Raw genomic sequence first — 14,054 nt, 5'->3', positions numbered from 1 at the left:
AACCCCTTTGTTTCAATATTATGGCGGGCCTGTACTCCAGATATTTTAGACTGATCGATTCATTAGGCGATATCGCATTTATAGCCCTATCAACCATAATCGCCGAAAGTTTAGTTGCTGATCAGGGGTCGGCTAATACCACTTTTACAGAGAAGGCTGGTTTTCTAGGTTTAGGTATAGCAGCCTGGTTCATTTGTAATACGCTTTCAGGGGCATATAAATTCAACAGAGTAACCAGCGTTGCCAATGTCCTGACAAATACATTAAAGGTATTGCTGCTTTATGTTTTACTCGTTGAGGCGATACTTAGTATTTTCAAGATTGCGCTATATGCCAGAGAGTTTCTCCTCATACATTATGTGCTTCTCATAATATGCATTTTTACCTGGCGCGTTTTCCTGGTTAAGATACTACGCTATTACAGAAAGCGGGGCTATAATAACCGCAGGGTGATTATTGTAGGGGTAAGTGAAACAGGAATGTTGCTTAAAAATATTTTCCAGCAGCATCCGGAATATGGCTATCATTTTAAAGGCATATTTGATGATAATCAGACAGCACATCCGGATGTGCGGGGCAGAATAGCTGAATTAGAGCAATTTGTTATAGAGCAGGGTATAAATGAGATTTACTGCTCTCCTTCTGCCATCAAAACCGACCAGCTAAAACAGCTTATTAACTTTGTAGATAACAACCTGGTCCGAATAAAGCTAATTTCTGATCTCGGTGAGCACCACTATAAAAAGCTAAAGATTGATTTTTATGACATGCTTCCGGTCCTGATTCTAAGATCTATTCCGCTGGATGATGTGCTGAACAAAACACTTAAAAGAACATTTGACATTCTGTTCTCCCTCATAGTGATTGTTTTTATTCTGTCCTGGCTCCTGCCTATACTTGCCATCATCATTAAACTAGATTCAAAGGGGCCGGTTTTCTTTAAACAAGTCCGATCAGGTATAGACAACAAGAACTTCCAGTGCTATAAACTCCGGAGCATGTATATGAATACGGATGCGAACAGGCTTTTAGCTCGTCGAGGAGATTCCCGCATTACGCCGGTGGGTGCCTTTATCCGAAAAACCAGCCTTGACGAGCTACCACAGTTTTTCAATGTTTTACTTGGCCATATGTCTATTGTGGGTCCGCGCCCGCACATGCTAAAGCTGGGCGAGGAATACGCGCAGGTGGCAGAGAAATATATGGTGCGCCACTTTATCAAGCCCGGCATTACAGGTTTATCCCAAGTACGAGGTTACCGCGGCGATACTACCCAACTATACCAGATCAGGGGACGCGTAAAACTTGATATCTTCTATCTTGAAAACTGGTCCTTTCTGCTGGATCTGAAGATCATTTTCTATACTGTCTATAATATGTTCCGGGGAGACAAAGCGGCTTTTTAAATTTGCATGCACATAATTAAAGTTTTTTGATCTTTTGCCTATACCGTTGCTTGTTCACCCATACTTCCAACACATAAATACCCGGCACCAAGTCCCCTATGTTGCACATCCTGGAGTAACTCCCTGCATCTGAACTTTCATCTATTAGCCTGGCAATTTTTTGACCAGCCATAGAGTAAAGTATTGCTACCACTCTGGAACGGGCATTCAACTGCAGGTTAACCGAAAAATTGTCATACGCTGGATTGGGCACGGCCAAGGCCGGATCCTGAAGGTCATATTTTAAAAAAGTTTGAAATGAAGCGGGCTGAATGGCTTTTGAATGGACATATAACTTTGTAACTGTTCCTTTCCCATCCGTACCAAGTATAAAGAACCCCTCTTTTCCAATTTCTGTATTTGATCCGCCGTCCTGACTAAGGAAAATAGGATATCTGAGTTTACTCTCCTCCCAGTTTTTAGCTGTATAAAGCACCGTTCTGTCAGACCAATGAATTAAGTCGCTGGAAAATCGCAAGGCAACCTTAATGGAGTCGGTGGGATTAATATATTCTTCTACACCGATAAATTCATGCACTCCATCTATAAAACGCGCCACAGAAAACCGCACAGTATTCTGGTCCGGCCTTAAAACCGGTATACTTGCTGGTCCCTTTACGTTAAAAAAGGATGTTATCTTCTCCTTCGTAAATCCTTCCGGCAAAGCAGGCTTCCAACCGCTAGCAGTTAAAGTCTCGTAAGCCTGGGGCTTCAGCACATCCGCAAGACTGGCGCGCACAAGTTTAACTCCGGAAGCTCCCTCTTTCGATGAGTCGACAAAATAGATGTATAAGAAATGATCGGCTACAATAGCCGAGGGATGCCGAACACCATTAGAAGCTAAAGAGCCATCCTGATTAAGATAACCTGCAGAAGGCCAGGCAATCGGTCCCAAATCACTTAGGTAAACATCTTGCCAGGTCATACCCGCTTTATAGGGAAACCAGTTTCCATTCACAAATCCAAAGTAAGCTTCCCAACAGTCCTTGTAAGGGGTACCCCCAGAATAGGTAGCAGGCTCATCTTTATGAATCTTGAAGTCGGTCCTTACGGTATTTTGGTAGTAATACTCGCCAATTTTCTCGTTCTTGTTTTCACCATGGCTCACAGCAAACAGCATTTTAGACGATTTTATAGAATCAGATAGAATTTGCGCTGAAAATATTCCGTTATAGTTTCTACGCCAACTATAATTTTGCCATTCCTTATGGTATTCATAGCTTTTACTTTCTAAGAAAACAGGATCAAAGAAGTGTCCCCACCAATGAGCAGAAGATAAAATTCGGAATGGCCCCTTCCCTGCTTTGTTACCAACCCTGATGATTTCATCTTCTGGTTCCGCCAAAGAAATTGAAGAAGCCCAGACCGAAGTGAAATGAGTACTGAAGAAATAATTAAATTCTTTGTCTTTTATTACGCAAGGTGGTTGTTCTGACCAGAACTTAGAGGCTTTCTTTGTTTTTATAAATTGTATCTGATACCGATTAACCGCATAATCTGTTAGGCTGATACTTTGTGGAGTACCGACACGAAAAAAAGTAAGCAGTTAATCAAAAGTATAATCTTTCTCATATAATTAGCTATTAGTATATTTTAATAGCCTCATACTTCAACGGCATCAAAAAGTTGTGAGTAGGTATTATACTTACTTATATGAGTTTATAACAGATTACTTACCAAAAATACATTGCAAAAATTATATGTTTGTAATTGGATCTTTTGTTTTTCTATATATAAAACTATGTAAGGCGCTAAGTATCGCTTGAATAATCTATTTACATGCGCGATAAAGGACAAAACCAATATATAAAATTTAAAATATGCTACATGTAAATAAGGTTTACATTCTTTAGTAGTTTACCTTTGCCTGAATTGCAACTTACATATGACAAAGTCTGAGAAAATTCTATACACGCTACTTTTACTTTTCTTTATAACGCTGTGCCAGTCATGGTTCCGGTCGGCAAACATAGTCGTTGCTGGCGCCTTAATTATTTATAGCTTTTCGCTTACAACGTTCAAAGAAAAGTGGCTCATGTTACGGACACGCAGGTATGTCCCATTTATGTTACTCTTTTTTGTCTACCTGTTGACGAGCTATTTTATGTCAGCTAATAAGGAAGAGGGGCTGCGTTACCTCATCCTCAGGTCGCCTTTGCTGGTATTTCCTTTAAGTATTGGTTTCCTACAGCTAACTAAGGCATTTAAAGAGAAAGTTTTGTTAAGCTTTGCTGCCGTAATAGTTATTTTTTGCATAGGATGCCTCATCTATAGTATATACCAGTACTTTCACCTGAATCGGACAGATGTTTTCTTCAATGATTACCTTACGCAGGCAGTTAGGCAGCAATCTGTTTATGTTGCGCTTACCACTAACTTCTCCCTATTTATACTTGCCTACTTTATTTTCTTCAGAAAAGTGTCTTACAAGGCCTTGATGTTAGCAGGTTTATTATTCCTTTTTGCCTTTAGCTTTTTGTTAGCCAGCAGAGTGCATCTTCTGATTTTACTGGCAACGACAACAGCTTTCGGCTTTTATTACATCCTAAGTAAAAAGAAATACCTGGAGGGCTTCACATTGCTGCTCAGCCTTGTAATGTGTGGTTTTTTAGTAACAAAGATGCTTCCACAGACACTGAATAGATTTAGAGAGCTAACCCACCGCCAATTTAATTATGAAAGTAAAGGCGCGGAGAGCCATTATGCAATGAAGGTAACAGCTGACCAGTGGAATGGTGCCAACTTCAGATTAGCTGCCTGGAACTGTGGCCTGGAGCTATTTAAAGCCAACCCAATACAAGGGGTGGGATTAGGTGATAAGTATGATGCTTTAGAAAGAAAATATCGTGAGAAGAACTTTTATTTTGCAATAGAAACAGGCAAAAACGTACACAGCAACTACATCGATATATTATATAGCCTGGGGCTATTGGGCTTCCTGCTATTTCTGATAGCATGGGTTATACTTCCCCTTTATAGCGCCTTATCTGATAAGAACCTGCTCGTTGCAGTCATTTTTTGTACATTCTTTGTAGCATGGATTTCTGAGAATTACCTCGATAGAACTTATGGCGGAATGCTGGTAGGGTTCTTTATCCCTTTTCTTCTGACAGATAATAAAAAAGGGTTACTATAGCAGTAACCCTTTTCATAAAATCTTGATGATAGTTCTTATGCTACCTTTTCGGCACTCTCAGTAGGAGAATTCGCTGTATCACTTTCTACATTCGGTGTACTGATTTCGTTATCTTTTAGGTACAGCTTAATTGCTTCTTCTGTGTCTCCAAAATATTTTAATTCCCCATTTTTCAGAAAAGCAGCCCTGCTACAGTATTGCCTGATCACCTCCATGGAATGGCTCACCAGAATTACGGTTTTTCCTTTAATCCAGGAGCTTTCAAACACTTTAATTGCTTTCTCCTGAAATTTAGCATCACCAACAGCAAAAATCTCATCCAGGAACATAATATCCGCTCCGGCATTTACGGCAATGGAAAAGCCAAGCCTAGCCACCATACCGGAAGAGAAGAATTTGATCTTGGTATCTATAAAACCTTCCAGTTCAGCAAAAGAAACAATTTCATCAAAAATAGCATCGATCTCTTTAATCTTAAGGCCAAGAACGGACCCGGAAACATATATATTTTCGCGTGCTGTTAATTCATGGCTCATACCCACACCCAGATTCATCAGCATAGTGGAGCCTTTAATATCGATGTAACCACTATCCGAAGGATATACACCCGCTAGCAATTTAACAAGTGTAGACTTACCGCAGCCATTCCGCCCTAATAAGCCAATGCATTCCCCTTTCATGATCTCAAGCGACATGCTCTTTAAAGCTGGAATATGTTTCGTTTTTGGAGGATTAAATAAATTAAATAGCCGGTACTTTACGGTATTATGACTATCCTCAGAAATCTGAAAGGTTTTGCTAATGTTGCGGGCCTTTATTGCTATTTTGTTTACCATAATTGTTTACAGCTTCTCTGCTGCTTTGGAGCCAAGTTTGTTTAAAAGTATAAGTCCGATAAATAGGAATAAGATAGCATAACCATATCCCAACATCATCAGTTCGAAATCTGGCTCTAAACCCTGCATCATTACTCTTCGAGCATTAATGATAATACCGGCCAATGGATTTGCATAGTCAAATGAAGGAAGTGCTTCCGTAAAGCTTGACATCTTATAAAAGATTGGAGAAATAAACATTAACAGTGTTGCAAAAACCTGCCAAATTTGATTTATGTCTTTTGCTACAATATAGAGGTTCGATAGAATGAGCGATATCCCCAAAGACATGATAAACAAACTAAAGAAAATTGGTATTATCCAGAGATTATACAAACTTGCTCCAATAGATTGAGGTTCAATAAAGCTATAGAAAACAAGAAACATAATAAGATTAAAAATGAAGCCTATCATGTTGCTCATCAAGGTAGAGATGTAAATCTCTAATTTATTCATGTTACTATACTCATACAAGTACTTTTTGGTATTAAGAATATGTATCGTTCCACTTGTACTTTCAATAAAGAAGTTGTACAAGATTAGACCAATGAAAAGATAGGAAGCAAAAGCTGGAACATCCTGTTTCATTATTATCTGAAACACGATGTAATAAATACCAATGTCCATAATAGGCTTTAGAAGAGCCCAAAAGAGACCAAGTTTATTTTCATAATAGCGTAGCTTGAATTCGATCTTGGCAAGAAGCCAAAGCCTTTCAGATTTGTTTGATCTCAGAAACCAGTTGTTGAGTACTTGTAATATCATAAAACTATTTATTAAGCGCGCTATACGCACGATAAGCAATTCTTTTTAGGTGTTTGTTTCTTTTAATAAATGAGATAACCTCTCTCGATAAGTAACTGTTAAAAGGGAACTTAGCGCTTAGCTGATAATCACGGGTTGGGTTATCCAACACGGTGCCTGAACCATTTGCATTAACCAAATTAAAAAGTTCGATCGCAAATGTACTGTAAAACTCTTTATGTTTTTTGCATGTATATTCTAGTAAAATTAATTTTTTCTCATTTGATATGCCTCGTATCATGGAGTCCTTTCGCACCCGATAATTGAAAAGAATCTCAGGTAAAACAACTCCTTTGAACCCCTTACCTATTAAAGAAATCACACTGTCATAATCCTCTAGTCCCTGAAAAGGCATAAGCTGATCATTGGCTCCAGCAGCTAAAAAAGAGCTTCGTCTATAAACCAAAGCACTTGAATTTATCAGGTTATGGTATAGAATTAGAGGGGGTTCCGGTGAAAAGGTAGGCCATATCTTATTGGAGCCTTCAAAGTACTGTGTCCAGGCACCTATAAAGTGTACGTTACGGTGCTGGCGTAACACCTTGATACTTTTCTCAAAATACTTGGGGTCTACTTTATCATCAGCATCCAGGAAGGCAAGGTACTCCCCTTCCGCCCTTTCTGCCCCAATGTTTCTTGCGCTTCCTAATCCTCCATTAGGTACATCTATAACGTTAATGGAAGGATCACTCCTGTAAGGTAATAGCTTAGCAAGGCTTGCTTCGTCAGTACTACCGTCATTTACTATAATTATTTGTTTTCTTACTACACTAGAATTTTTTATGGAGTCAATAGTATCATCAATGTATTTGCCCATGTTAAAGTATGGCACCACTACAGAAAGGATATCATTCGAAGATATTGGAGTAACAACTACCGTCGGCTCTTGCTGTCTGATGAACGGGAATGGTTTTAAAATATGGGCTCTCTCAATAGCTGTCTGTATTGCCTTTATCTTCTGATTATAAATTGTTTTAAAATTATAAGTACTTGCAATCCTTAATACAGCATTGGCACTGATATCAGCCCTTTGTTCGGCTGTTAAATCTAAAATTTTCTTTAATTGCACCTCAAAGCTATCCGCTTCATCGTGATCAAAAATGAAGCCATTTATACCATTTGCAACTATTTCAGCCTGACCACCCTGTTTCGAAACTAATACCACTAAACCAAGACTCATCATCTCTAACACTACATATGGAAGATTATCCACTGCGCTAGGGACAATAACTACTTTAGCCCTGCTCAGCCGATCCTCTATCTCTGCAGGAGAAACCTGGTTTTCCAGTCGAAGTAATCCTCTATCAATGTATACTTTATACTTTCTTCTGACAACATCCCCCATGGTTCTGCCCTCCGGATGATAGACTATATCCTGGCCACCAATCAAACACAAAGGCTCACAAAAGCCTTTTTCCCATAGCCTGGCAAAATAATGAAGAAGCAGAAAAGTTCCTTTCTGCGCAGAAAGTTTACCAAAAAAGGCTATATCTTCCTGCTTGGGTGTTATGCTTTTCTTTTGATTAATGTCTTTAAACTCGAATGGATTTGGAACAACAAAAAAATCGGAATGGTTGTATTTAAATCTTTTCTCTACTTCACTGATTAAAAATTGGCTTGGAGAAACAACAACATCTGCGGCCTGTATACAAAACCGTTCCATTTCGCCAATCCAATAGTTTGGGTATTTGAAAAGTGGTACATGATTATATTCCAGGTATAGGAACGCTGGAGAATGCATGGTAATGATTACTGGGATGTTCTTACACCAGTCATATTGTAAATGTTTGAATTGCAAAATGTAATACGCTATGCCTTGATATTCTTGCGCTTCAATCATATCAGGCTTACCTTCATCCTCCACAAACTGCTTCAGAACAAAGGCAAACTCATAGCTGATGTTTGTAACATGGCCGAGAAATGCTGCCGATTTGCACCGGTTTGGATTAAAACGAATGACTCTGCCGTCATCCGTTATTTCAGTCACAATATCGCTAACAGAACTGTCGTTGATAAAGATTGAAACGTCATGCCCTTCACGGGACATCATCTTTGCTGTATTTAAACAGTAAGTACTTATACCGCCTCCGTAAAAGGGAGGGTACTCAGTTGTAAGGAGCCAATATTTCAATTTTCGTACTTTGTAATATTGTTATCGAATAAAGATCGTAAGGATCTTTTCCCCGTTAGCACTTTTATAATATGTCCCAGTTGTTTATACCATAATGGCAAAATTTCATATTCGTTATCATAGTAATTTTGCAGGTAAACAGCGTGAGAACCTGATTTTAAAATCTGATTAAATGTATATTGGTTATCAATTTCTTGCTTTGCTGCTTTGTTTATTAATTCCAACTGATTAACGCAATCAACAAGTTTCTTATATTCTTCAGCCAATCTATAACCATTCAAGTTTTGTTGTTTATATAAACTTTCTTCTTCTTCTAATGCTATATTTAATTCTATTATGTCCTTGAGTCCAAAGACAGATATATATAGGTTAATATCTACTTTAAGTGGAAGTTGATCTAAACACCTTTGATATACAGTTCTGATATCTAGCAGCTTATCAGCTGAAAGAAGTGCACAGACGCTTTTATCCGGATTGACACATACTACATTGATTTGGTTAAAGCCTTGTAGTGCTGCAGACTTTGAGAACAATTCTATGAAATCATTATAAATAGCATTCTCTTCATACTGTACCAATAATTGAGGTATGCCCAGAGGCTTATCATAATTTTGAAAAAAGAAAAAAGATAAGATAGCTTCTATAGCCGCTTGATCAGTTATCAGGGCTAAATTGACACAAAGACAAAATCGATCTGTATAGTTGATGTTACTCACAATATGAAATACGTGCAGTATTTCACTTAAATTAGTATTGAGTTTAATCCCAATTACAGTATTATCTCCGACAGGAGATTTTATCGCGGAAACTTGATCATGATGAAGTAAATAGTATGGTTTGCAGAACATTATATCCCTTCAATTTTGTATCCTTCAGAAGTTACCATCCAACTAAATAGTCTTTCCCAGGCATGTGTATGAGAAGGCTTATCTTCATCCATTATATTACCACTTTCTAAACTTGCACGAATTTGTAAAGGATTGAACTCTCTAAAAAAAGTCTCATATATGCTGGCTCTAACCCAATACATTGTACCGGCAACATATTCTAAAGACTTAGGATTTATCTTATACCTGTTTAATAAATCTTCTATTAACGGAGAGTTCGTATAGTTTGAACTCTTTTGGTTATTATGTAACTCATTTCTAATCGCATTTTTAGAGGCAATAATGCCAATTTGAGAATCATTAGAAAACAAAGTTTTTATAGTATCCTGCAATTTATTTTCTGCAATTCGGAGTAGATCATTATTCCACTGAATGCTATTTGTATGATAAGGACTGTTCTTATCGTGCATAACAAGAATATAATCACTTTTAAAGTTAGATTTTAGGTATGCATCCATCAATACTAATTTCCCTCCTATATCTTTTCCTTTATTAGAAGACTCTTTGATGTAAATCTTCTGTGAGATATCGCCGGAAATAATCGATGGCTTTACAACCGCATTACCGGTGCCAGCAACTCTGTGATAAGAATTGTTTACACAATTGTAAAATAAAGTAAATGGTTTCGTTAAGTTGCTTGAAAAGAAATTAATCCACTTACTATCGTTCCCATAATAATTATGAAAGAAGACGGAAACAGTCGGATCCGGCCCTTTCAACTTATTAGTGCTTATCATTCAATGATTACGAGTTAATTAATACAGGAATATGATATGGGAAAACCTTAGCTAAAGATCTCATTAACTACGGTAAGCATTGCGTCTCTAGAGAAATGCGCCTGAACATAATCAAGTTCTATTGCACTTTTAATCTCTAAATTTTGGATTGAAGAATAATAATCAATTACTTGAGAAGAAAACTCTTCTTCACTTTGACATGTCTGAATCACGTTTTCTATACCTGATAGGCCCTCTACTCCAAAACTTGTTGTAACAATAGGAAGGCCGTTGTACATGGCTTCTACTGTTTTACCTTTAACCCCAGCTCCATAACGTAATGGTATTACCACTAATCTCACAGAGTTATATAAAGCTTGGAGTTCGAAATCTGTCACATATCCTTTAACATGAATGCGAGGTGATGACAATTCATAGATTTCTTGTGGAGGATTTGAACCAGCAATAATAAAATTAACGTCCGGAATGCTTGCTGAAATTTGTGGCCACACCTGTTTACAGAACCAAATAATACCGTCTACATTTGGTGAATGTCCGAAACCACCGACGAATAAAATATCTTTCCTATCAGCAAAATCAGTAATTACTGGTTTGAAATTATCATAATAAAATAAGGGTAGCTTAATTACATGCTGGATATTCAGATCATTATTTATGATCGTTTTTTCATCTTCACTTACGGTAAGGACTAAATCCGATTTGCTGAACAATTCTAACTCTAACTTTTTCCATTTTGCTGAAGATTCTAAGAGCTCTTTTCTTCCTTCAACCTGATACTGTTTTAACTCTCTTAAATAATGGAGATCATGTCCAAAATAAATCACCTTTGCATTTAAGTTATTGCAAATAAAATCAATGTATTTAATGGAAATATGTGGCCTACTTAAATAAACAAAGTCAATTTTACTTTTATTTTCTAACGCCCAGCTTTCCCAATTATCTCTGTACCAAGCTCCATATAAAACCTCAATTCCCATTTGCTGAAGAGTAGTTGTATATGGCTCATGCTTATAGAAATTATCCCCTATAAACTTCACGTTGTAACCAGTCTCTGCTAGTAATTGCAGTAACATGAACGTGTTTCTTGAGCCAGCATCTTTATCATAGAAAGGCACATAATGATCAACAAACAAGATCGTTTTTTTGCCTTTACTTCTATCTTTAGCCCAGAACACATTTTCAGCGTTAGGAAAATGATCCTTATCCAGAACATCTTTCCATTTTTCATAAAACTTTCCAAAGTTCACCTGCTGGTATGCTTTTATTTCTTTGCCTGTGATTCCTTCTCTTTGCTCAGTACCATGTGAATAGCCCTCGTAATGAATAACCTCAGATAAGGGTTGATATACAACTTTATACCCACGTTTTCTTACTTCAAAAGCTAAGTCAGTGTCTTCGTAATAGGCAGGGGTATATAAACTGTCAAACCCTCCTATTTCTTTCCAGAGGCTTGTTCTTATTAATATGCTTGCCCCAGAAATATAATCTACTTCTTTAACATAATTAAACTCAGGGGCTTCTGGAGATTGCCTATGGCCAAAATTCCATCCAGAAGCATCTTTCCAGATTATGCCTCCAGCCTCCTGTAATCTTCCATCAGGGTAAATTAATTTAGACCCAGCCATGCCAATGCTAGCGTCTTTCTCCAACAATTCAACCAATGAACTTAGCCAACCTGGTTTAACTTCAGTATCATTATTCAGAAAAAGAATATACTTTCCTTTCGCATGCTTCGCTGCATTATTACAGTTATGCAAAAACCCTACATTACTACTATTTCGGATACTAACAATATTTTCAACATACATTCCTATGTTTTGAGTATCGTCTGAAGAAGCATCATCACCAATAATCACCTCATAGCTTACTCCATGTGTATTTTCATTTATTGATTTGATACATTTATAATTCATCTCCCAGGCATTGTAAGCAGGAATCACTATAGATGCAATTGGCAGATCGAAAAATGGCAGCTTTATAATTTCATATTCGACAGCAGTATTTAACAAAGTTTCCAAATCCGAAGCTGAAGGATGAGATACATCTTCTTGAACAGCAGGTAGATTATAGGTTTGTAATGTGTAATAGTTTTCCTTTTTTCCTCTGACTTTATTAACAGCCTTTTTCAGATACTTGTATCTACTTGTATCCTCTGGTAACCACTTTCCTTTTATATTATAATAAATATTTAGAAGTTTCCATCCTTCTGAGGTAAAGATCTCATCTAACCTTCCGTTTAAATTATCATTCTGTTGGTAAAGAACATGTATTCTTTGCTTCTGATCCAGAATAATGTTATTACAATCACTTAGATCTTGTTCTAACTTAGAAGTGGTAGAGAAAGAGTGATTTATACTCTCTTTAAGATCACTAATGTATTTTTCTAAGGAATCCTTATCTGAACTTAAATTATTAATATTCTCTGTCAAGGTTTCAATAGTACTTCGAAGCAACTTATTTTCACTTTCAGCCACATTATATTGGCTGTCTTTATTGTATAGCTGTTGCTCCAACTGCTTAATCAATTGTGAAGCAGCTTGGCAACTATTCTCATGATTAGATATAGCCTCATCCTTGTATACCAGGCGCTCATTTAATTCCTGCACCTGAATATTCTTGTTGGTTAGGCGCTCACTTAACTCCTGCACCTGAATATTCTTGTTGGTTAGGCGCTCATTTAACTCCTGCACCTGAATATTCTTGTTGGTTAGGCGCTCATTTAACTCCTGCACCTGAATATTCTTGTTGGTTAGGCGCTCATTTAACTCCTGCACCTGAATATTCTTGTTGGTTAGGCGCTCATTTAACTCCTGCACCTGAATATTCTTGTTGGTTAGGCGCTCATTTAACTCCTGCACCTGAATATTCTTGTTGGTTAGGCGCTCACTTAACTCCTGCACCTGAATATCTTTATTTTGAATAGTTGTAGTATGATGAAGTAATTCATCCGTTTGCTTCTGCAATTGTTCATTATATGCACTAGTTTGAGCTAAAAGTTCTTGCATGGTATGTGACTGGCTTATTAACTTATTTTGCAAATCTGTAACTGTTGCGTCTTTTTGCAGAATTACCTCATCTAAGCTCTTACCCCAAGCACCTAATTCTTCGATATGTGCATTCATTTCCACCATCCTATCTTTCAATTCCTGATAATCTTTCTTGACCCCGAAGACCACGGAGGAAAAATTATTTTCAAGATCAAAAGGCTGATTACTACAAATAGCAATTAGGTACTTCCGGGAAAAGGTTTTTGAAGATTGAAACAAATTACAAACCTTTAACTTTCCCGTTTTTGGAGTATTTGTTTCTGTAATAGCACTAACTATCTCAAATCCTTGCAAGTATTCTGTCGAGTAATCGAAGTAGTGGTTTAAGAAGCTAAAGAACTCTTTCTTAGTAAACTCCTTAATATGAAATTCATTAACATAAGAATACCTAAGCGAGTAGTTGTTCTTATCTGGTGTTGAGATTAATAACTTTCCGTCATGCTTTAATACTCTTCTTATCTCTTTTAAAAAGGCATGCTGTGTTGGCCCATCAAGATGTTCAATAGTTTCAAATGAAACTACTACATCGACTGAATTAGTTGTTAATGGTACTTGCGTAACATTTCCTTGAAGAAATGTTAAATTGCTATTTTTAGAACCGTACTTTTGCTTGGCATGATCAATACAAGATTGATCTATATCTACACCACACACTTCCTTAGCTACAGTCGCTAATAAAGCCGAGCCATATCCTTCGCCACAAGCCAAATCTAATACTACTTTGTTATTAACTAAATCTAGTGACGAGTAATAGCGGTGTAAGTGCTCAATTCCAATCTCATCCTCTATTAATCCTTCTATTGGAAGGAAGCGTTCTCCAGTAAACTCCAAAACTAAAATATTAAAATTAATTAATCGTTTAAATAAGAAAATAAGTTTGAATGGGCATAAACTAGAATTTGTAAGGTTAAAGATAATCTTACACAAATTTTATGAAGCATAAACTTTTATAGGATTTCATTAGCATAGTTTGGGTTTCATCTATCTTCCGT

General features: G+C 37.1%; 9 protein-coding genes. 2 read left to right on the top strand and 7 right to left on the bottom strand.

Annotated elements, in window-relative coordinates:
- Positions 1-20 precede the first annotated feature (20 nt).
- Entirely contained in the window at positions 21-1,406 is a 1,386-nt protein-coding gene (locus tag LWL52_RS06900) for an undecaprenyl-phosphate glucose phosphotransferase (protein WP_242918234.1), read from the top strand.
- 16 nt (positions 1,407-1,422) lie between these two features.
- Here LWL52_RS06900 and LWL52_RS06895 read toward each other — a convergent pair whose 3' ends face one another.
- Positions 1,423-2,790: a T9SS type A sorting domain-containing protein gene (locus LWL52_RS06895; RefSeq protein WP_242918232.1), complete on the bottom strand. Its 1,368-nt coding sequence runs from the start codon at positions 2,788-2,790 to the stop codon at positions 1,423-1,425.
- Positions 2,791-3,549: 759 nt separating this feature from the next.
- Here LWL52_RS06895 and LWL52_RS06890 point away from each other — a divergent pair.
- Entirely contained in the window at positions 3,550-4,581 is a 1,032-nt protein-coding gene (locus tag LWL52_RS06890; protein WP_242918230.1) for an O-antigen ligase family protein, read from the top strand.
- A gap of 35 nt (positions 4,582-4,616) precedes the next feature.
- Here LWL52_RS06890 and LWL52_RS06885 read toward each other — a convergent pair whose 3' ends face one another.
- The 6 genes from LWL52_RS06885 to LWL52_RS06860 form a co-directional block, all read right to left on the bottom strand.
- The gene (locus LWL52_RS06885; protein ID WP_242918228.1) at positions 4,617-5,417 is read right to left on the bottom strand and encodes an ABC transporter ATP-binding protein; all 801 of its coding nucleotides are present in this window, start codon (positions 5,415-5,417) and stop codon (positions 4,617-4,619) included.
- A gap of 6 nt (positions 5,418-5,423) precedes the next feature.
- Positions 5,424-6,221, bottom strand: a complete 798-nt coding sequence (locus LWL52_RS06880; protein ID WP_242918226.1) for an ABC transporter permease — start codon at positions 6,219-6,221, stop codon at positions 5,424-5,426.
- Positions 6,222-6,225: 4 nt separating this feature from the next.
- Complete coding sequence (locus LWL52_RS06875) at positions 6,226-8,391, bottom strand: glycosyltransferase (RefSeq protein ID WP_255748634.1); 2,166 nt, start codon at positions 8,389-8,391, stop codon at positions 6,226-6,228.
- On the bottom strand, positions 8,388-9,107 hold the full coding sequence (locus LWL52_RS06870; protein ID WP_242918222.1) for a hypothetical protein: 720 nt from the start codon (positions 9,105-9,107) through the stop codon (positions 8,388-8,390). Before LWL52_RS06870 ends, LWL52_RS06875 begins: the two co-directional genes overlap by 4 nt.
- 131 nt (positions 9,108-9,238) lie before the next feature.
- A complete protein-coding gene (locus LWL52_RS06865) occupies positions 9,239-10,015 on the bottom strand; it encodes a rhamnan synthesis F family protein (protein ID WP_242918220.1) in 777 nt (258 codons plus the stop codon).
- A 47-nt stretch (positions 10,016-10,062) separates the two neighbouring features.
- On the bottom strand, positions 10,063-13,893 hold the full coding sequence (locus tag LWL52_RS06860; RefSeq protein WP_242918218.1) for a glycosyltransferase: 3,831 nt from the start codon (positions 13,891-13,893) through the stop codon (positions 10,063-10,065).
- Positions 13,894-14,054 lie beyond the last annotated feature (161 nt).

The organism is Pontibacter liquoris, from assembly GCF_022758235.1.
Classification (GTDB): domain Bacteria; phylum Bacteroidota; class Bacteroidia; order Cytophagales; family Hymenobacteraceae; genus Pontibacter; species Pontibacter liquoris.
This window is presented reverse-complemented; position numbering and strand designations above follow the sequence as displayed.